The organism is Candidatus Accumulibacter sp. ACC012 (genome assembly GCF_907163155.1).
Lineage (GTDB): Bacteria > Pseudomonadota > Gammaproteobacteria > Burkholderiales > Rhodocyclaceae > Accumulibacter > Accumulibacter delftensis.
In genome coordinates, this window is record NZ_CAJQUC010000015.1 from 25,804 (window position 1) to 44,287 (window position 18,484).

An 18,484-nucleotide genomic window follows, 5' to 3' on the forward strand; every position below is an offset into this window, starting at 1 on the left:
CGTAGTCAAGCGAACGGGGCAGTGGGCGCTGATGGCTCCGGACCCCTTCACATGCTGCGCACCTGCAAGTGCCGCAACACCGCTTTTTCCGCTTCGACGGCGAGGAACTTGCCTGCGCCGAGAGCGAGGATGAACAGCCAGGACGCCGCATCCAGCGGAGCGGTGTGGAACATCTGCTGCAGCGGTGGGGCGTAGGTGAACAGCAACTGGAAAACGATCAGGATCGCGCTGACCCAGAGGGCCACCGGGTTTCCGGTGAGGATATCGCGGTTGAGAGCCGAGGCGGTGAAGTGGCGGACGTTGAAAAGGTACACCAACGCCCCGATGAGCAGCATATTCACCGCCGCCGTACGCGCCGCCTCGATACTGTTCCTGGTCTGCGTTAAGCCCCAGTTGCCGGCCGATGGCTGCCGCGGTGACTGCGTGGTCCCCGGTGATCATCGTGACGCGCAGGCCGGCGCGCTGGCATTCGGCGACGGCGGCGATCGCTTCCTCACGCGGAGGATCGATCAGGCCAAGCAGAGCGAGCAAGGTAAAACGCGGACGGATGTCGTCCATCGCCAGGGCCGTCGTCTCGGCCGGCATTTGGCAACGGGCCAGCGCGAGCACGCGCTGTCCGGCGCCGGCCGAAGCATGCATCCGTCCTTCCCATGCGTCGCGGTCAAGCGCCTGACCGCTGCCCTCCTGGGTGCACAAGTCGGGCACCCGCTCTGGCGCGCCCTTGAGCAGCACAGTGGTGTGTCCGGCGTGGTCGTGGTGCAGCGTGGCCATGAAGCGGTGTTCCGACTCGAAGGGGATCTCGTCCACCCGAGGGTGGGCCGTAGCGAACTGCACGGGGTCGAGCCCGGCCTTGCGCGCCAGTGTCAGAAGTGCGCCTTCGGTGGGGTCGCCGACGAGTTGCCAGCCGCTGCCGGCGCTGTGCTTGAGATGGGCGTCGTTGCACAGCAAGGCGCAGCGGGCCAGTTCCTGCAGGGCCTCGTCGCGCTGCGCGTCGACGGTAGCGCCGTCGCGGCGGAAACCTCCTTCGGGCGCGTAGCCGGCGCCGCTCACTTCCAGGGTATGCGTGGGTAGCATGACGCACACCGCGGTCATCTCGTTCTTGGTCAGCGTGCCGGTCTTGTCCGAGCAGATGACGGTGACCGAACCGAGGGTCTCGACCGCCGGCAGGCGCCGGACGATGGCGTTCTGGCGGGCCATGACGCGGGTGCCGATGGCCAGGACGATGGTCACGATCGCCGGCAGACCTTCGGGGATCGCTGCCACCGCCAGGCCGACGACGGCGAGAAAAATCTCCAGCACGGGCATCTCGTGTACCAGATGGCCGTACAGGAAAGTGATCAGTCCGACCGCCAGGATGAACAAGGTGATCTGGCGGGCGAACTGGTCGAGCCGGCGGGTGAGCGGCGTCGCCAGGGTACGCGTAGCCCCGACGAGGAGCCCGATGCGTCCGATCTCGGTCGCCTGTCCGGTGCCGATGACAAGGCCCTGTCCCTGGCCAAAGCTGACCACCGTTCCGGAAAACGCCAGGCACAGGCGATCACCGATCGCGGCGTCGCTGGCCACGGCTTGCGTGCGCTTCTCGGCAGGTAGCGATTCACCGGTCAAGGCGGCTTCGTTGATACGCAAACTCCTCACCCGCAGCAGGCGCAGGTCGGCCGGAACGCGGGCGCCGGATTCGAGAAAGACGATATCCCCGGGAACCAGCAGTGACGCCTCAATTTCGTGCCGCTCTCCGTCGCGCAGGACGGTGGCACGACTGGCCAGCATCGCGCTCACCGCTTCCAGCGCCTTTTCCGCCTTGCCTTCCTGAATGAAACCGATAATGGCGTTGATCAGCACCACGCCGACGATCACTCCGGCATCGATATAGTCTCCGAGCGCGAAGGTGACGCTGCCGGCGACCAGCAGCACGTAGATCAAGGGGTTGTGGAACTGCAGCGCAAAGCGCAGAAAGGGTCCGCGCCGCTTGGGTGGCGGTAGGCTGTTGAGCCCATATCGTTCGAGTCGCTCGCTGGCATCTTGCTGGCCAAGACCACTGGCAGCAGCGACCGACAGCTGGTGCAAGGCGTCGGCGACAGGCAGCGAGTGCCAGTCTGGAGCGTTTTCGGGTGCGGTATGCGGACTGGACATGAATCACCTCAAGCGAAATGCGCCGGATTGCCAGGATGCTTCGGACTACAAGCTCAACTCACCCGGTGAGTTTCCTGCGGGAATTCATCTTCCGCGAGCCGGGGCATAAGCACGATTGAAACGAAGGAAGTACGCTGTTCGCGAGTGGCTTCATCGCTGCCCCGCACTGTTGCGCAGCGCCGCGATACGTTCCGTCAGCGGCGGGTGGGTCATGAACAGGCGCTTGATGCCGCCGCCATCACCACCGCTGATACCGAAGGCCGCCATTTTTTCCGGCAGGGGTGCGGGATGCTGCGCGTTCAGACGTTCCAGCGCGGCGATCATGTGCTGTCGCCCGGCGAGGGTGGCGCCGCCCTGGTCGGCGCGGAATTCGCGCTGGCGCGAGAACCACATGACGATGATCGAGGCGAGAACGCCGAGCACCAGTTCGGCGACGATCATGGTGACGAAGAAAGCCGGCCCCTGGCCGCGCTCGGTCTTGAACACGATGCGATCGACCAGGTGGCCGATGACGCGCGACAGGAACATGACGAAGGTGTTCACCACGCCCTGGATCAGCGCCAGCGTCACCATGTCGCCGTTGGCGACGTGGGCGATTTCGTGACCGATGACGGCTTCCGCTTCGCGCTTCGACATCTGCCGCAAGAGGCCGCTGGAAACCGCGACCAGGGAGCTGTTTCTGCTCATGCCGGTGGCGAAGGCGTTGACCTCGGGGGTGTCAAAAATGCCCACCTCGGGCATCTTGATGCCGGCTTTGGCCGAGTACTTGCGCACCGTGTCCAGCAGCCAGGATTCGGTCGAGTTGGTCGGCGATTCGATCACCTGCACGCTCATCGCCCTCTTCGCCGACCACTTGGAGATGGCCAGCGAGATGAAGGAACCGCCGAAACCCATGACTGCGGCAAAGATCAGCAGCGAGGTGAGATTCAGGCCGTTGGCGTTGAGGTAGGGCTCGACGCCCAGGAGGCGCATGCTGACCGACAACACCAGCACGATGGCCATGTTGGTGGCCAGGAAGAGGAAGATGCGTTTCATGGGTGCTCCTTGAGGTTCGTGCTCATGGTCGTTTCAGCGATACACCAGAAAGGACAGCGCCAGCAGTGCAACGGTTGCCCAACCCAGGCGGTCCATATAGCGGTGCAGGACCGCTTCCATGCGCGCGCCGCCCCAGGCCATCAGCGCGGCGACGAGGAAGAAACGCGCACCGCGCCCGATCAGCGAAGCGATGGTGAAAGGCAACAGGGCCATCGACAGGGTGCCGGCGGCGATGGTGAACACCTTGTAGGGAATCGGCGAGAAGCCGGCGATGAACACCGCCCAGAAGCCCCAGCGTTCGAACCACTCGACTGCCGTCTGATAGGCCTGCCAGTAACGGCTTTCCTGCAACCAGGGCAGTAGCGCGTCGATGGCGAAGTAGCCGATGCCATAGCCGAGGAGGCCTCCCGCCACCGAGGTCAGCGTGGTCAGGAGGGCGAGACGCCACGCCCGCTGCGGTTGTGCGAGGCACATCGGCGCCAGCATCACGTCCGGCGGGATCGGGAAAAACGAGGACTCCGCAAAGCTCATGCCGCCCAGGTACCAGGGTGCGTGCGGATGCCGGGACCAGATCATGGCCCGACGATAGAGGGATGAAAACAGTTTCATTGGCGGATCTCGTGGGATTGGAAAGTTCGGCAGGGTTCGAGCATCGTCGCGACGACAAGCGCATTTTGTACCGTGTGGCGGCTGCCGATCAGCGAAATAGGGATGTCCATCATTCTGCCGTCCTTTGTTGCTGCTGTGGGGTATTCTCACCACGAGGATCGCCGCAGAAACCGCGGCTGCTGATGGCTGTTCATGAAACACGGCAGGTGCAGAAAGCTGGGTTCCACGAACAGATTGAAGAGGGAGACGAACAGCAACTTTGCGGCTGCCTGGCTCAGGGCTTTCGGCCGCAAGCCAAGCATTTCCCCGTCGTCAGGGGTGACTCCACGCGGCTACAGGAGTCTGGTTCCTGCTTTAGTCTTCATCGTCCAGCACCGCAATCGGCAGCAGAGCCATGTATTCCTCGACCGAACCACCAGCCAGGCAACATTCGATAATCTTGCGGCCCAGGGGGTTGAGATCAGCTTCCAGGAACTGCTTCAGTTCGCTCTGGAAGAACTCGGTCAGCTGCAGTGCGCCGACGTCATAGGCGGCCTTGCCGACCTCCGGCTGGCTTTCGACGCGCAGGAAAATCCCGGGAATCGTCTGCCCCTCGACGACCACGCTTTTCATCGCGAAGCCGAGCAATGGACAGCGCGAGGGAGTGACCTGCTGTGACGAGAAACGTGCGCCACCTCGGCGAGCGAGATATTCGCGGGCGATCCATTGCGGCATGAAGCCGGTCTCCCACGCGCCGACGTGCTGGTTCGGGCACAGGATGTACTTCATGCGCGGCGTGGCGACGATCTGATCGAGCAGCAGGTTGGCCTGATCGACCATGCGCCCGGTAGCAAACGGCCAGTAGGAACCGACGCCTTCCGAGGTCATGCCTTCGGTCGCCACGATGCTTGGATTGGCATGTCCACGCGGCGCCACCAGCCGCCACAGCCAGGCCAGCGCGGGCGGCAGCAGATGGAAGAGACCGACGATACCGTAGGTCGGCTGGTCGGCCGTGTTCGGTGGGCAACGCACGCCGAAGCTGCGGATGTCCACACTCACGGCGCCCTGATAGACGCCGGGCACCGCCTTGCGCGGGACGACGACGCGCGGGTTGGGGCACGGTTTGCCGGGCTCGTCCTCGATGTGCTCCCAGATCAGTGCGGTGCCGCCAGGGTGGGCATCGATGTTGAGAAACAACAGCGGCTCGGTTGGATGGATGGTCATCTTCTCGAGGTTGGGGTCGGTCCCGTAGTGGGTAATGTGATTGACGCGAACGAACCAGCCCTGTTCGGCATCGATCAAGGCCAGACGCCCGTCGTTCTTGCCCAGCGAGGGGTGGCACAAGGCCATGTCGTCGGTCACCGCACGCAACTCGCAGTTGTGCGGCAGCACCAGGGTGCGGCGTTCGCCCGACAGCACATTGGTACCGAGCAGCAGAGCCCCGTCCTTCTGGCGATGGACCTGCTCGAGTATTTCGCTCTTGCCGCCACCACTGGCTCCTTCGTGCATGATGCACAGCTTGTTTGCATAGGGTGTGATGACCTGCACGGTGGCGCAGTGTGCCGTCAGCCAGTGCTCGCGTTCGCCCAGGGCGAGCAGGACGCCGTAGATGCCTTTCTTGGCACTCGGGCCGGGATAAAGGTTGTAGCTGAACAATTCGTGCCGGCCAGGACGGCGGTTGTGCACCACCATCTGTTTGCCTTTGAAATGGGTATGGCGAAACGGTGGCGCAACGAAGATCACGGCCTTCGGGTCGAAGTCCGGCGACAGGGTTTTTTCGTCGAGGATCCCCTGTAGCAAGGCCAGCCCGAGCGCGAAGAAACCGGCGTTGGCTGGCGCCACCACCAGGGCATCCATGCCCATTCCGGGAACCCCTGCTATGAAGGGAAACACTGCCAGCTCCTGGGTTTTCAGCCAGGCGAAGGTTTCGGCGCGCAGAGGCTCGAAGGACTCGCCGTACTGATCCTCGAAGCGGGGTTTGTCGGTGGGCAGGTCGTCGGCGATGACCATGCAATCCGGATCCCGGCGGCGCATGTAGGGCTCGACGTAATTGGCGGCGATGCCGTTCTTGACCCGGCACACATTTGCTTCCAGCACCCGACCGCGGCCAGGCACTTCGTAAGCCACCTCATGGATGCCATTCACGGCGTCACAGGTTGCCAGCTCGTACAACTGTTGCCACGTACTGGCCAGGGTGTATTTCGGACATGCGTCGAGAATTTCCTGCACCGACAAGGGGATCTGGAAGCTCAGTTTAACTTTGCTCATAGAAATCTACTCCAGCAAAAACAATCCAATAAATGCAATGGCCTGGTGGGGCCTTGTGCGGTGTTCGCCGCACGACGATCGCCGCGGAAATCGCGGCTACTGATTGCTGTGACAGGACAACTCATGGCGATTCTTCGGGGGGCGCTTGTTGTCGCGCACATGCCATCATGGGGAAATCGCGTTGCCGCGCCAGGTGGCGATCAAGCGCCCGGCCGATGCGTTCGGCGGCGCGGTCGATGGCAACGTCGAGGTCGCCCTGGATATCCTCGACGGTCAGGGTCGGAGCGCCCTTGAGGCGTACTTCGATGCGGCAACACTTGTCTTCGTCCCCGCGCAGGCCATTGACATCGGAAAGGCGCACCACGATGTGCGTGACGACGTCCCGGCCATTATTGAGAGCGTGTGCGAGGCGCGAGCTGATGTGCTGGCGCAGCCCGTCGGTCAGCGGGAAGTCCGGAGCTTGGATCTTCAGGTTCATGGCATTCCTCGGGCGCGATTGGACGACAACAGGCGTATTATTCGCGCGTTGATTGTTCGATACAAACAGGCATAAATATGCGATATGATCGAATAAATCGAACGATTGGAGGGCGCTATGCTGAACTACAAGCACTTGCATTACTTCGCCAGTATCGCCAGCTCGGGCGGCGTCACCCGCGCCGCGGAGCGCCTGCATCTGACGCCGCAGACGCTCTCCGGGCAGGTCGCGCAGTTCGAGGAACGGCTCGGCGTGGCGCTGTTCCGACGCGTTGGGCGCCGATTGGAACTGACCAAGGCGGGAAGGTTGGCGTTCTCCTATGCCGAGGAAATCTTCCAGACCGGGGCCGAACTGGAAGACTTGCTGAAGAATGGCGCCGAGGAGCGTTTCATCACCTTCCGCGTCGGCATCGCCGACGTGGTGCCGAAATTCATCGCCTATCGCCTGTTGGCGCCGGTGCTGGGACTTCCCACGGCGGTGCGTCTGGTCTGTCAGGAGGACCGGCTAGAGCGCCTGCTGGCGGATCTGGCGATCCACCGTCTCGACATGGTGCTGGCCGACCGCCCCATGCCAGCGGGCACGGTGATCAAGGGCTACAGCCATCCGCTCGGTGAATCGGGGGTCGCTTTCATGGCCGCGCCGGCGTTGGCGGCGCGACTGACGGGCGGCTTCCCGAATTGCCTGGATGGCGCGCCCCTGCTGTTGCCCGGGCGCGATAGCGCACTGCACCGTACCCTGCCGCGCTGGCTGGAACGGCAGGGGAAGCGCGTGCGCATCGTCGGCGAATTCGACGACAGCGCCTTGATGAAGGTTTTCGGCGAAGCCGGTGCCGGGATGTTTGTCACACCGACCGCCAGCGTGCCCGACGTGATGGCGCACTACAAGCTCGTCAAACTAGGCGAAACGGAGGAGGTTCGTGAGCAATTCTTCCTCATTTCAGCCGAGCGGCGGCTGACTCATCCCGCTGCGCAGGCGGTCAGCGAGAATGCGCACAGCGGAGTGTTTACTTCGCCGCTCCCTGCCCGGTGAACAGGGTGGCGCAGGATCCGTGATCGCTCGCTACGCGGGCGGGGATTTCTTTCAGTGCTGTCCCGGCCGCTGCTCGCTTGTCGGTGCTGGCTGCTCGGAATTGCGTCCGCTCGATCTGCGGTGCAGCGCCGCTTTGGCCAGCAGGTAGGCCGTAACCGGCGCGGTGATGAACAGAAAGAACAGGGGCGCCAATTCGTGCAGGCTGATGCCTTCGCTGTCCTGTACCGAAAAGAATATCGCCGATGCGAGTAGGGTTGCGCCGACGCCCATGGTCGTGGCCTTGGTCGGGCCGTGCAGACGCATGAAAAAATCGGGCAGTCGGGCGAGACCTACGGAGCCGAGGAGGACGAAGAGCGCGCCGAGAACGATCAGTGCCGAGATGATGAATTCGGTGGCGGTGCTCATTCGCTGATGTCTCCGCGCAAGAGATATTTGCACAGCGCGACGGTGCCAACAAAGCCAAGCAGCGCGAGCAGCAGTGCCACCTCGAAGTAGGCGGTACTGTTTTTGCTGATGCCGTAGAGCACGAGGAGCGCTATGGTGTTGATGCCGAGGGTGTCGAGAGCCAGGATGCGATCAGTCGTATCGGGTCCGACGAGCAGGCGATAAATGTTCAGCGCCAGGGCCACGGCAATCAGGACGAAAGCGATTTCGATGGCGGCATTCAGCATGCAAAAATCTCCTTCAATGCCTGTTCGTAGCGCTCCTTGATCTCGTCTATCAGGGCCTGCGGATCGGGCGCATCGAGGGCGTGCACGAGAAGCACCCAGCGCTGCTGGTCGACGTGGATGGACACCGTTCCCGGGGTCAGGGATACGACGCTGCCAAGCAGGGTGGCGATGAACGGGTCGCGCAGATCGAGTGGAATTTCGACGAACGCCGGTGACAAACGGTGCAAGGGGCCGATGATCTGGCGTGCAACGCGCCAGTTGGCAGTGACGATGTCGAGTGCGAAGACGCCCATGAAACGCAGTGCTCGCCAGGGACGGACGAGGGGCGGGGGGGCTGGCCAGAAATCGCGGCTCAGCAAGGGGATGGCGATCGCCAGCACGGCGCCGAGGACGAGCTGACCGAGCGAAGCGGCGTTGGTGATCACCGCCCACAGCACAAAGACCATTAGCGACACGCGCGGCAGTGGCAGGACGGCGCGCATCATGGTCGTGCCTCGTCGCCGGTGCTCATCGCGCCTGCTCCGAGAACGCCCGTCACATAGGCGCCTGGTGCATGCAATTGTGCGGCCGTGCGCGTGGCGTAGTCGGACAGGGGGCGTGCGCCGATCGCCAGCAGCGGGCCGGCGGCGATCAGCAACACCGTCGCCGTCGCCCGTTGCCAGCCGACGGGCTGGCCTGGCATGGGTGTTCCCGCCGCCTTGTGCTTCCAGATCAAAGCGCAGCCGTCACGTGCCAGTGCGGCCATGACGATGAAACCCGAGATCAGCACTACCACCCAGATCGCCGGTCCGGCTGCGACTTCCCGGGTGCTCGTCAACAGCATCAGCTTGCCGACGAAGCCCGAGAACGGTGGCAGGGAAGCGGCCGTGGTCGCGGCGAGCAGGAAGGCAATTTTCAGCCAGGTGGCAGGCAGTGGCGGGCCGGCCATGAACTGGTCGGCGGCCTTGCCGCGCTGCTCGGCGATCAGGCCGGCAAGCAGGAAGAAAGCAGCGCCGGCAAGGGTCGATTGCAGCAGGTAGTAGAGCGCTGCGGCGGTGACTTCGCTGTTGGCCTGCGCGGGAGTCACCAGCAGGGTGCCGGCCGACAGCAGGACCAGCCAGGCGACGAGTGCGTGCAGGCGGCTTGCCGCCAGCGCACCGAGGGCGGCGAAGGCGACGGTGGCCAGGGCCAGGATGGTCAGCCAGTTGTCGAGCAGGTCGGGCATCGCCGGTTCCAGGGCGATCACCTGTACGCGCAGGATGGCGACGATGCCGACCTTGGTCATGATCGCAAAGAGCGCGGCCACTGGTGCGCCGGCGGCGCTGTAGGTATGTGGTAGCCAAAACGATAGCGGCAACAGCCCGGCTTTCAGCGCGAAGACCGTAATCAGCAGGGCGAACGCCAGCCTGGCGAGTGCGCGATCGTAGCCGGGCAGCGTCAGAACGCGTGCCACATCGGCCAGGTTGAGAGTGCCCAGGGTACCGTAGATCAATCCCAACGCGATCAGGAAAAGCGCCGAGCCGACCAGGTTGAGCACCACGTAGCTGATGCCGGCGCGCGTTCGCGTCAGCCCGCCGCCGTGCGCCAGCAGTACGTAGGAGGCGAGCAGCATGATTTCGAAGAAGACGAAGAGATTGAACAGGTCGCCGGTAAGGAAGGCGCCGAGCAGGCCGAGCAGTTGAAACTGGAACAGGGGGTGGAAATGAATCCCCTCCTCGTCAAAGCCGGCGCTGGCATAAAGCAGCACCAGGAAGCCGAGGACGGCGGTAAGCAGGGTCATTGCCGCAGCCAGCCGATCGACGACCAGCACGATGCCGAAAGGCGCCGGCCAGTCTCCCAGCGCGTAGACTCGCAGCAGGCCATCGTCGGCGAGCAGTGTCAGCCAGCCGGTAACCAGGACCAGCAGAGCGGTGGCCAGCAAGCCAACGGCGCGCTGGAACGAGGCGCGACCGGAAGCCATCTGCAGCAGGGCGGCAGCCAGGGGAATCAGAAGCGGCAGGATCGGCGCGTTGGCGTTCATGGTTCCCTATGGGCGTCGACGTGGTCGGTGCCCGATTCGGACAAGGCGCGCAAGGCAAGGATCGCCAGATAAGCGGTCATCCCGAAACCGATGACGATGGCCGTCAGCACCAGTGCCTGCGGCAGGGGATCGGCATAGCTGGCACCGGCACGAATCAGCGGCGGTGCATCAATGCGCAGGCGGCCGCTGGCGAAGAGAAAGAGGTTCACGGCGTAGGAGAGGAGAGTCAGGCCGAGCAGGACCGGGAAAGTGCGCGAGCGCAGGATCAGGAAAACGCCACAGGCCGTCAGCACCCCGATGGCAATCGACAGCAGGACTTCCATCAGCTGACCACTCCCTGATTGTGCGCGCGTTTGGAAAGCCGGCCAAGTCCGGAGAGAACGGTCACCACGACGGTGACCACCACCACGAATACCCCGAGATCGAAGATCATTGCCGAAGCCAGTTCGAACTCGCCGATCAGCGGCAGCGAGACATGGCCGTGCGCGGTGGTCAGGAAAGGTCGACCGAAGAGCCAGCTCGCCATCCCTACGCCGACCGCCAGCAGCAGTCCTAGCGACAGCAAGCCGGCCGAATTTCGTGGCAGGCGCTGCTGCGCGAAGAGGTTGCCATTGGCCAGGTATTGCATGACCAGCGCGACGCTGGTGATCAGGCCGGCGACGAAGCCCCCTCCGGGCAGATTGTGACCGCGCAGAAAGATGTACACGGAAACGGTCAGCGTCAAGGGCAGCAAGGGGCGCATGAGCATCGAGAGGAATAGCGGGTGGGCCTCGCTCGACCACGGGCGACCATCGCTATCATGGCCAGGCGCGGTCAGGATCAGTCGGTCGAGCAATGCGTGCGAAGCCAGGGCGACCATGGCCAGGACGGTGATTTCGCCAAGGGTGTCGAAACCGCGGAAATCTACCAGGATGACATTGACGACGTTGCTGCCGCCGCCGCCGGGAACCGCTTCGCGAAGATAGAAACCGGAGATCGTTGCGAAGGGCGCGGCGAGCATCTTCAGGGTGATCAGCATCATGCCGCCGCCGGCGAAGATGGCCAGGAGCAGGTCGCGTCCCAGGCGACTGGCGCTGCTTCGCGGCGCTTCGCGTGCGGGAAGATAATAGAGCACCAGCAGCATCAGGATGATGGTCCCGGTTTCCACGGCCAGTTGGGTTAGCGCCAGGTCGGGTGCCGACAGGCGCACGAAGATCAGCGCCACGATCAGACCGACGACGCCGACCAGAATTACCGCCAGCAAGCGTTTCCGATACAGGAGCGTGCCGCCTACGCTGCCCAGCACGAGCGTGAACAGGGCAATGTAGGCGGCTTCGCCGGCCGGCTGAACGGCTAGCCGGACCGTCGCCGCTGGACCCGAGAAGAAGGCCCAGCCGCCGAGCACCAGGATAAAGCTGAACAGCAGCGCGTTATAGCGCTGCAGCGAGGCATTGTCGAGCACCGCCACGACACGTCGGGCAGCGGCAGCGAGCAATCGGTAGGCGCGCTCGAAGGCCGTGCGCGGTCGCAGGGGGGGCAGTTGTGCCTGCCAGGCGAAGAGCGGACCGCGCAGGGCGTAGATGAAAATGCCACCCGCCAGGGCCAGCAGGCTCATCATCAAGGGTCGATTGAATCCGTGCCACAGCGCCAGTTTGAATGCCGGGAGGGGGGTTTGCAGCGCGGCTGCCGCGGCGACTTCGAGCAGCGGCGCAACGGTCCATGCCGGGAAGATGCCGACCAGCAGACAAAGCAGGACCAGTAGCTCTATCGGCGCGCGCATCCAGCGCGGCGGCTCGTGCGGCTGGCGCGGCAGGTCGATCGGCTCGCCGTTGAAGAACACGTCGTGAACAAAGCGCAGGGAGTAGGCGACGGCGAGCATGCCGGCGATCGTGGCGACCAGCGGCAGGAGCCAGTCGATGGCTTCGAATTGCGGGTGCGCGACGGTTTCGGCAAAGAACATCTCCTTGCTCAGGAAGCCGTTCAGCAGCGGTACGCCGGCCATCGAACTGGCGGCGATGATCGCCAGGCTGGCCGTGATCGGCATGCGTTTGAACATGCCATTGACCCGGCGCATGTCGCGCGTGCCGCATTCGTGGTCGATGACCCCGGCGGCCATGAACAGCGAGGCCTTGAAGATGGCGTGGTTGATGATGTGAAAGACGCCGGCGACGATCGACAGCGGCGTATCAAGGCCGAAGAGCAGGGTGATCAGGCCCAGATGGCTGATCGTCGAGTAGGCGAGCAGGCCTTTGATGTCGTGTCGAAAAAGAGCCGTTGCCGCGGAGTAAACCAGGGTCACCGCGCCGGTGCCGCTGACCAGCCAGAACCAGGCGTCGGTGCCGCCGAGCGCCGGGTGCAGGCGGGCGAGCAGGAAGACGCCGGCCTTGACCATGGTCGCCGAATGCAGGTAGGCCGATACCGGCGTCGGCGCCGACATCGCGTTCGGTAGCCAGAAGTGGAAGGGGAATTGTGCCGATTTGGTAAACGCGCCGAGCAGGACCAGGATCAGCGTCGGTGCGTAAAGGGTGTGCGCTCGAATCTGGTCGCCGGCTGCCAGAATCACCGAAAGCTCGTAGCTGCCGGCGATATGACCGAGCAGGAGGATGCCGGCGAGCAATGCCAGTCCGCCGCCGCCAGTGACTGCCAGGGCCATGCGGGCACCGATTCGCGATTCATACTTGTCGTGGTTATAGGCGACCAGCAGGAACGACGAGAGGCTGGTGATTTCCCAGAAAACCAGCAGCAGGAGCAGGTTTTCGGATAGCACGACGCCGAGCATCGCCGCCATGAACAGCAGCAGAATCGAATAGAAGCGGCCCATGCGGTCGCTTCCCGGCAGATAGTAGAAGGCGTAGAGCACGACCAGCAAGCCGATGCCGCAGATCAGCACGCTGAACAGCAGCCCGAGACCATCCATGCGCAGGCTGATGTTCAGGCCGTAGGCCGGTAGCCAGGACAAGCGCGCGAGTTGCGTTTCGCCGGCGAAAACGGCGGGCGCCAACTGCAGCACCAGCGCCAGACAGCTGCCGATCACCGCCGCTGCGGCCAGGGTTGCGGCAACGCGCCCGAAGCGCTGCAGCAGCAGCGGCAGCAGGAACGCGGCGAAGGCCGTACCGGGAATTGCCAGGAGCAGCAGGTTCGAATTCACAAAGGTCGATCCAGGAGTCAATTGTCCGGGGGTGACTAAGAGGTGCCGAAGGTGCGACTATTACAGAAACGGCAGTCGTGCGCTTGTTTCATCTTGGGGCTTTGTCGTCCGCCAGCGTCGCAGCTTGCGGCGGGGCTCAGCTCTCCGCCGTTTCGCCAGACAGCGACCGATACTGCGGAGGTCCGGCATTGCGAAGATCCTTTTCCCGGATTATAACCGTCCGCAAAGTTGGCGGCCGACTTTGCCAAACCAGGAAGGCAGGAAGGCAAAGCGGGTCTGGGCGGGCGGCGTCATCGCGCCGAAACATTGGCCGCGTAGCCTGCCAGCTCTCCTTGTCAACGTAAACAAGAGTGCAAACCAATGAGCGATCATCTCAGCAAGCAATTCGATCTTGAACTGGAACATATTCGGACTCGCATCCTGAAGATGGGGGGGCTGGTCGAAAGTCAGCTGCAGACGGCGATCGACGCCTTCAGCAGTGGTGATCTCGAGGCCATGCAGCAGGTCGTCGAACGTGACCGCGAAGTGGACGCCTACGAGGTCGGCATTGACGAGGACTGCACTCTGCTGATTGCCCGACGGCAGCCGACCGCGCGCGATCTTCGCCTGGTGATGGCCGTTTCGCGTATCGTCACCGACCTTGAGCGCATCGGCGACAAGGCGGCGAAGATTGCCAACAAGTCGCGCAAGCTGCACGCGGTTGCTATCCAGCGCATCCCACGCTTGTCCGAAATCCAGCATTGCGCACGGCTGGCCATCGAGATGTTGCAGAGTGCGCTCGACTCGCTGGCGCGCATGGATATCGATACGGCCCGCCAGGCCATCGGCGCTGACAAGGCGATCGACGCCGCCTTCGACGCCATCCTGCGGCAATTGATTACCTTCATGATGGAAGATCCGCGAACGATCAGCGAAGCGCTGGACATCATCTGGGTCGTGAAGGCCATCGAACGTGTCGGTGATCATGCGTCGAACATCGCCGAGAATGTCATCTACATCGTCAGCGGCGAGGATGTTCGGCACACCGGCGCTGCGCGCATGAAAACGGACGAGGCGTGACGACCTTGGAGACCAGCACCCTGGCGCGCGTTCTCGTCGTCGAGGACGACAAGGGTATTCAGGAACTGCTGCGCTTCGCACTGCTGCGCGGCGCTTACCAGCCGATTTGCGCCGACAGCGCCGAGCACGCCGAAACCCTCCTGCGCGAGACGCTGCCGGATATTGCCCTGATCGACTGGATGCTGCCCGGCCAGTCCGGTCTGGCGCTGACCAGTAAGCTGCGCAAGGAGCCACGCACACGCAGCCTGCCCATCATCCTGCTGACCGCTCGCGGCGAAGAGGGGGACCGCATTGCCGGGCTCGAAGGCGGCGCTGACGACTATGTCGTCAAACCCTTCAGCCCGAAAGAACTCCTGGCGCGGATACAGGCAGTGCTGCGGCGTTGCTCGCCAGAGCATGGCAAGGGTACACTCAGCGCTGGACCGATCACGCTCGATACGGTCAGTCACGAAGCCAGCGTCGAGGGACAGCGGATTACCCTGACGCCGACGGAGTTCCGCTTGCTGCGCTTTCTGATGGCCAGCCCCGGGCGTGTCTATTCGCGTCAGCAACTGCTCGACAACGTCTGGGGGGATCATGTCTACATCGAAGACCGCACGGTCGATATTCACATCCGGCGCCTGCGCGTCGCTCTAGGCGTAGCCGCCGAACATATGGTCGAAACCGTGCGTGGCGCCGGCTACAAGCTGGGTGCCCGGCCCGGAGCCAAGGATCATGACCATCCGAGTCCCCCCCGGTGATGAAAGCGATGATCGTCTCCCCTCTACCCGGTCTTTCTTCCTCCGTCGCGAGAAGCGAGATTCGTGAGTCGCTTGCGCGACTTTCACATTAAGCTTCTGGCCGCGTGAGCCGCTCTGCTGTGTGGTCTGCGAAGCTTCTGCTGCGCGGCCTCCTGCCGGTTGGCTGCTTCGCTCTGCTGGCCTGGTTGAGTGATGGGCCGGCCTGGGTCTGGGCCGTGGCTGCACTCGCTTGTACGCTGCTCGTTTTCGTGCACGCCCGGCAGTTGGCGGCGCTGGCCGCATGGCTCGACGCTCCGGAGAGCCGTCGAATCCCCAAGGCCGGCGGTGCCTGGGGAGAAATCCTGCGCCAGCTTGCGGACAAACTGGCTGAGGAAACGCGCGGCCGCGAGGAAGTCGAGGCGAGATTGCTATCGTTCAGGGGAGCAATGGACGCCGTCCCCGATGGGTTGGTGATTCTCGACGCCGACCATCGTATCCAGTGGAGTAATCGCGCCGCGGGCGCGCATCTGGGAATCCGCCTGCCGCGCGACAGCGGCGTGATCATCGAGCATCTGGTCCGCACGCCAGGTTTCGCCGAGTACCTGGCCAGTCCCGATGTGCATAGCCCCTTCGCTCTGCAGACGCCGGCGGTGCGAACGCGCATCTACACCATCCGGGTTGTTCCACTCGGTGACGCCAACAAGCTGCTGGTCAGCCTGGACGTGACCGATGCCCGGCGCGTCGAATCGATGCGCAGCACCTTTGTTGCCAATGTCTCTCACGAACTGCGCACGCCCCTGACCGTGGTCAGTGGCTTTCTGGAGTATTTTACCGACGATGGGGCGCTGGACGCCGAGCAGCGCAGGCAATTCGCGCGGCGGATGAGTGAGCAGACGGCGCGTATGTTGACTCTCGTCGATGACCTGCTGACGCTGTCGCGGCTGGAAGCAGAGGACGCGCCAGCGAGTGAAGAGGCGGTCGATATGGCTGAGCTGCTACTGCAACTGCGCGCCGAAGGGGAAAGTCTCAGCGACGGCCGGCATCGCCTCGAGGTGATTTGCCAGGGGCCGGCCTTGCGTGGTAATCGCAAGGAGCTACACAGCGCCTTTGGCAATCTGGTGTCGAATGCCATCCGCTACACGCCAGCAGGCGGCGAGATTGTCATCGAGTGGGCGGTGCGCGACGGGGCAGGCGTTTTTTCGGTTCGCGATTCCGGTGTCGGTGTCGCCGCTGAACATTTGCCACGCCTGACGGAGCGCTTTTACCGCGTCGACCGCGGCCGTTCGCGTGACACCGGCGGTACCGGTCTCGGCCTGGCGATCGTCAAGCACATTCTCTTGCGTCATCAGGCGAGCTTGAGCATCGAGTCGGAAGTCGGCGCAGGCAGCACCTTTAGTGCGCTCTTTCCGGACTGGCGTTTGCCACCGCGGACGTGAGCTCCGGCGCGAAAGGATGTCCTTCCCATGCGCGCGGCGCATCGGTGTGCCTGGATTTCGGGACTAGCCGCCGCCTGGGAAATCGGCGGGCAATGGTTGCACCGGGTAGTGATCGTCGTCGATAGGCTTGTTGCCGGGAATTTCGGGCGCCAGCATCTCCGCTCCGAATGGCTTGAGTTCGCCTCCCGTGCTGGCGAGACCGCGCTCGATCTGCTCAGCAATGTGGTAAATGCCGGCCAGCACACCGCTCGCCGGATCCTCCACCAGTTGCCGCCACATTTCCTCCTGCGCCACATCCAGGGTCTCGCGTAGCTGCGCTTCCAGCGCCGGCTTTTCCTGAGCGTGCGCGATGGCACCGAAACCGGCTGCTCCCAGCGAGACGACGATTCCGGCGACGCCACCAAGGGCGGCCGCGGCAGCGCTGGCGCCGCTTTTGATCGCCAACTGGTCCATGAGACTTTCTGCGGTGCGTTCGGCGATTGGCGACAGCCGCGCGTCCGACGGCCCGGCACCGAAGCCGGCACGCCGCTCGCGCAGGTGCTCCAGCAAGCTTGCATAGGCCGGCAGGGCGGCAATGGGGTCGCTGTAAACCAGGCCATAGAGCGAAGCGTTCTGCGCGCCAGGTGTCGCGGCAGCAATCGCCGGAATGGCCTGCAGCCGGTGCTCGAATTGGGCCGTCGGTACGTCGTGGCGTCGCCGGATACCCTGCAATTGTTCGGCCAGCAGCTTGACATACAGGCTCGTCGCTTGTTCGCTGACCGCGTTGGGGTCCACTTCCTCCGCCGCTGGTTCGAGGACGCGCTCCTGGTACTCTTCCTGCAGATAGGTGGCCAGGCGTCGTACGGCCGGATCGTCCCCCGCTTCGTTCCCCTCCCCATCCCCCATCTTGTACCAGGCCACTTTGATCGACAGCCATTGCTGGGTCCAATAGCCCGTATACCAGGGGATGAAATCTTCCTCGCCGAGTTCGCGCACTCGGCGCATCCATCCGTCCATGAGTCCGTGCGCGTAGTTTTCAGCTGCTTCTTGTGCGGCCAGCGACGCGCTGGCAATGTCCTGATCGACCTGCTGCCAGGTCGTTGCAGATACGTGGACGGTAGAATCTCGTTCAGGCGAACGTTCGGGAGCCGCACATCCGGCCAGGGACAGCAGCAGTGCGACGACCAGGGCATGGGTCGCCAGGAGCCGGGTCCTGTAGTATGAAGTGTGCACCTTGTCCTTGATCACCCTTTTGCGCGCTGCGGGACGGGGGGCTTTCACAGCGCTCGTCGCTGCTGCAATTATAGTCGGCCAACAAGCTTGCCCCGGCGCCGGGATTCCCGCGGACGGGGAAGCAGTGGCCGTCCGGCTGTCACCTAAGGTTTACTCCGAGGAGAGAATGTGAACACGCTTCGTTTACTGGCCGTGCTGTGCCTGTTTTTCGTTGTGCCCAATGTTCAGGCTGTGGACAACCTGAAAGCGTTTCCCGCGGCTGAGCAGGGAATGGCTCGCCATGTCCTGCAGCTCCCGCAGCAGGAACAGGCAGAGGAAGCCGACTTGAAGGTCGAACTGGTCGTCGGCAAAATGGCCGAGGTCGACGCGGGGAATCGCTATTTCTTCAGCGGTCGGATTTCCACGGAAACGATCAGCGGCTGGGGATTCCCGCGCTACATCGTCAGCCAGCTTGGGCCGCTGGCAGGCACTTTGATGGCGATCAATGCGGACGCGCCGAAAGTCCGGCGCTTTATCGGCCTCGGTGGCGAACCCTATCTCATCCGTTACAACAGTCGCTTGCCGATCGTGGTTTACGCGCCCGAAGGCGTCGAAGTCCGCTATCGACTATGGCGAGCCAGCCCCGAGTCGGCGGCAATCGACAGGGGCTGAGCAGCTGCAGTGCACAAGTGATCGTCCAAGCGGCTTGTAATTCCTTTTCCGGAGTGTAAACTTCCCTGAAAAGGAGAGTTAC

At 63.5% G+C, this 18,484-nt stretch carries 17 protein-coding genes and 1 pseudogene; 5 read left to right on the forward strand and 13 right to left on the reverse strand.

Annotated features, from left to right (window positions below; translation table 11 throughout):
- Positions 1-47 precede the first annotated feature (47 nt).
- The 6 genes and pseudogenes from QZ648_RS15630 to QZ648_RS15655 form a co-directional block, all read right to left on the reverse strand.
- Positions 48-335, reverse strand: coding sequence for a cation transporting ATPase C-terminal domain-containing protein (locus QZ648_RS15630; protein WP_291997632.1), 288 nt, complete (start codon positions 333-335; stop codon positions 48-50).
- A 409-nt stretch (positions 336-744) separates the two neighbouring features.
- Positions 745-2,130, reverse strand: a pseudogene (locus tag QZ648_RS15635) (HAD-IC family P-type ATPase); the annotation flags it as partial.
- A 150-nt stretch (positions 2,131-2,280) separates the two neighbouring features.
- Positions 2,281-3,165: a protease HtpX gene (gene htpX / locus QZ648_RS15640; RefSeq protein ID WP_291997615.1), complete on the reverse strand. Its 885-nt coding sequence runs from the start codon at positions 3,163-3,165 to the stop codon at positions 2,281-2,283.
- A gap of 33 nt (positions 3,166-3,198) precedes the next feature.
- Positions 3,199-3,774, reverse strand: a complete 576-nt coding sequence (locus tag QZ648_RS15645) for a YqaA family protein (RefSeq protein ID WP_169067452.1) — start codon at positions 3,772-3,774, stop codon at positions 3,199-3,201.
- A 354-nt stretch (positions 3,775-4,128) separates the two neighbouring features.
- Positions 4,129-6,021 carry a DUF4914 family protein gene (locus QZ648_RS15650; RefSeq protein ID WP_169067453.1) on the reverse strand — a complete coding sequence of 631 codons (1,893 nt, stop codon included), beginning with the start codon at positions 6,019-6,021 and terminating at the stop codon, positions 4,129-4,131.
- Positions 6,022-6,142: 121 nt separating this feature from the next.
- Positions 6,143-6,499, reverse strand: coding sequence for an HPF/RaiA family ribosome-associated protein (locus QZ648_RS15655; RefSeq protein ID WP_169067454.1), 357 nt, complete (start codon positions 6,497-6,499; stop codon positions 6,143-6,145).
- Between the two features lie 117 nt (positions 6,500-6,616).
- Between QZ648_RS15655 and nhaR the strand changes: the two genes are divergently transcribed.
- Positions 6,617-7,528: a transcriptional activator NhaR gene (gene nhaR, locus QZ648_RS15660; protein ID WP_169067455.1), complete on the forward strand. Its 912-nt coding sequence runs from the start codon at positions 6,617-6,619 to the stop codon at positions 7,526-7,528.
- Positions 7,529-7,579: 51 nt separating this feature from the next.
- Here the strand turns inward: nhaR and QZ648_RS15665 are convergent, their stop codons facing one another.
- Genes QZ648_RS15665 through QZ648_RS15690 form a run of 6 tightly spaced genes read right to left on the reverse strand, consistent with a single transcriptional unit; the run spans position 7,580 to position 13,325 of the window.
- Entirely contained in the window at positions 7,580-7,933 is a 354-nt protein-coding gene (locus QZ648_RS15665; protein WP_169067456.1) for a Na+/H+ antiporter subunit G, read from the reverse strand.
- Positions 7,930-8,199, reverse strand: coding sequence for a K+/H+ antiporter subunit F (locus tag QZ648_RS15670; protein ID WP_169067457.1), 270 nt, complete (start codon positions 8,197-8,199; stop codon positions 7,930-7,932). Before QZ648_RS15670 ends, QZ648_RS15665 begins: the two co-directional genes overlap by 4 nt.
- A complete protein-coding gene (locus tag QZ648_RS15675) occupies positions 8,193-8,684 on the reverse strand; it encodes a Na+/H+ antiporter subunit E (protein ID WP_169067458.1) in 492 nt (163 codons plus the stop codon). Before QZ648_RS15675 ends, QZ648_RS15670 begins: the two co-directional genes overlap by 7 nt.
- Positions 8,681-10,198, reverse strand: a complete 1,518-nt coding sequence (locus QZ648_RS15680; protein WP_169067459.1) for a monovalent cation/H+ antiporter subunit D — start codon at positions 10,196-10,198, stop codon at positions 8,681-8,683. The genes QZ648_RS15675 and QZ648_RS15680 overlap by 4 nt, the downstream gene beginning before the upstream one ends.
- The gene (locus QZ648_RS15685) at positions 10,195-10,521 is read right to left on the reverse strand and encodes a Na+/H+ antiporter subunit C (RefSeq protein WP_169067460.1); all 327 of its coding nucleotides are present in this window, start codon (positions 10,519-10,521) and stop codon (positions 10,195-10,197) included. The genes QZ648_RS15680 and QZ648_RS15685 overlap by 4 nt, the downstream gene beginning before the upstream one ends.
- Positions 10,521-13,325, reverse strand: a complete 2,805-nt coding sequence (locus QZ648_RS15690) for a monovalent cation/H+ antiporter subunit A (protein ID WP_291997616.1) — start codon at positions 13,323-13,325, stop codon at positions 10,521-10,523. The genes QZ648_RS15685 and QZ648_RS15690 overlap by 1 nt, the downstream gene beginning before the upstream one ends.
- A gap of 360 nt (positions 13,326-13,685) precedes the next feature.
- Between QZ648_RS15690 and phoU the strand changes: the two genes are divergently transcribed.
- The 3 genes from phoU to phoR all read left to right on the forward strand — a co-directional run bounded on the left by phoU (position 13,686) and on the right by phoR (position 16,539).
- Positions 13,686-14,384: a phosphate signaling complex protein PhoU gene (gene phoU, locus QZ648_RS15695; protein ID WP_291997617.1), complete on the forward strand. Its 699-nt coding sequence runs from the start codon at positions 13,686-13,688 to the stop codon at positions 14,382-14,384.
- 5 nt (positions 14,385-14,389) lie between these two features.
- Positions 14,390-15,124 (forward strand): phosphate regulon transcriptional regulator PhoB, encoded by a 735-nt coding sequence (gene phoB, locus QZ648_RS15700; protein ID WP_291997618.1) that lies wholly within the window; start codon positions 14,390-14,392, stop codon positions 15,122-15,124.
- 104 nt (positions 15,125-15,228) lie between these two features.
- Positions 15,229-16,539: a phosphate regulon sensor histidine kinase PhoR gene (gene phoR / locus QZ648_RS15705; RefSeq protein WP_169067461.1), complete on the forward strand. Its 1,311-nt coding sequence runs from the start codon at positions 15,229-15,231 to the stop codon at positions 16,537-16,539.
- A gap of 63 nt (positions 16,540-16,602) precedes the next feature.
- Here the strand turns inward: phoR and QZ648_RS15710 are convergent, their stop codons facing one another.
- Complete coding sequence (locus QZ648_RS15710; protein WP_169067462.1) at positions 16,603-17,799, reverse strand: hypothetical protein; 1,197 nt, start codon at positions 17,797-17,799, stop codon at positions 16,603-16,605.
- Positions 17,800-17,919: 120 nt separating this feature from the next.
- On the opposite strand from QZ648_RS15710, the gene QZ648_RS15715 reads away from it, so the two are divergent.
- Positions 17,920-18,402: an ecotin family protein gene (locus QZ648_RS15715; protein ID WP_169067463.1), complete on the forward strand. Its 483-nt coding sequence runs from the start codon at positions 17,920-17,922 to the stop codon at positions 18,400-18,402.
- Positions 18,403-18,484 lie beyond the last annotated feature (82 nt).

What these genes read in the sequence shown, in the direction of transcription:
- QZ648_RS15630 (WP_291997632.1), bottom strand. Translation starts at nt 335, where the DNA reads ATGCTGCTCATCGGGGCGTTGGTGTACCTTTTCAACGTCCGCCACTTC.
- htpX (WP_291997615.1), bottom strand. Translation starts at nt 3,165, where the DNA reads ATGAAACGCATCTTCCTCTTCCTGGCCACCAACATGGCCATCGTGCTG.
- QZ648_RS15645 (WP_169067452.1), bottom strand. Translation starts at nt 3,774, where the DNA reads ATGAAACTGTTTTCATCCCTCTATCGTCGGGCCATGATCTGGTCCCGG.
- QZ648_RS15650 (WP_169067453.1), bottom strand. Translation starts at nt 6,021, where the DNA reads ATGAGCAAAGTTAAACTGAGCTTCCAGATCCCCTTGTCGGTGCAGGAA.
- QZ648_RS15655 (WP_169067454.1), bottom strand. Translation starts at nt 6,499, where the DNA reads ATGAACCTGAAGATCCAAGCTCCGGACTTCCCGCTGACCGACGGGCTG.
- nhaR (WP_169067455.1), top strand. Translation starts at nt 6,617, where the DNA reads ATGCTGAACTACAAGCACTTGCATTACTTCGCCAGTATCGCCAGCTCG.
- QZ648_RS15665 (WP_169067456.1), bottom strand. Translation starts at nt 7,933, where the DNA reads ATGAGCACCGCCACCGAATTCATCATCTCGGCACTGATCGTTCTCGGC.
- QZ648_RS15670 (WP_169067457.1), bottom strand. Translation starts at nt 8,199, where the DNA reads ATGCTGAATGCCGCCATCGAAATCGCTTTCGTCCTGATTGCCGTGGCC.
- QZ648_RS15675 (WP_169067458.1), bottom strand. Translation starts at nt 8,684, where the DNA reads ATGATGCGCGCCGTCCTGCCACTGCCGCGCGTGTCGCTAATGGTCTTT.
- QZ648_RS15680 (WP_169067459.1), bottom strand. Translation starts at nt 10,198, where the DNA reads ATGAACGCCAACGCGCCGATCCTGCCGCTTCTGATTCCCCTGGCTGCC.
- QZ648_RS15685 (WP_169067460.1), bottom strand. Translation starts at nt 10,521, where the DNA reads ATGGAAGTCCTGCTGTCGATTGCCATCGGGGTGCTGACGGCCTGTGGC.
- phoU (WP_291997617.1), top strand. Translation starts at nt 13,686, where the DNA reads ATGAGCGATCATCTCAGCAAGCAATTCGATCTTGAACTGGAACATATT.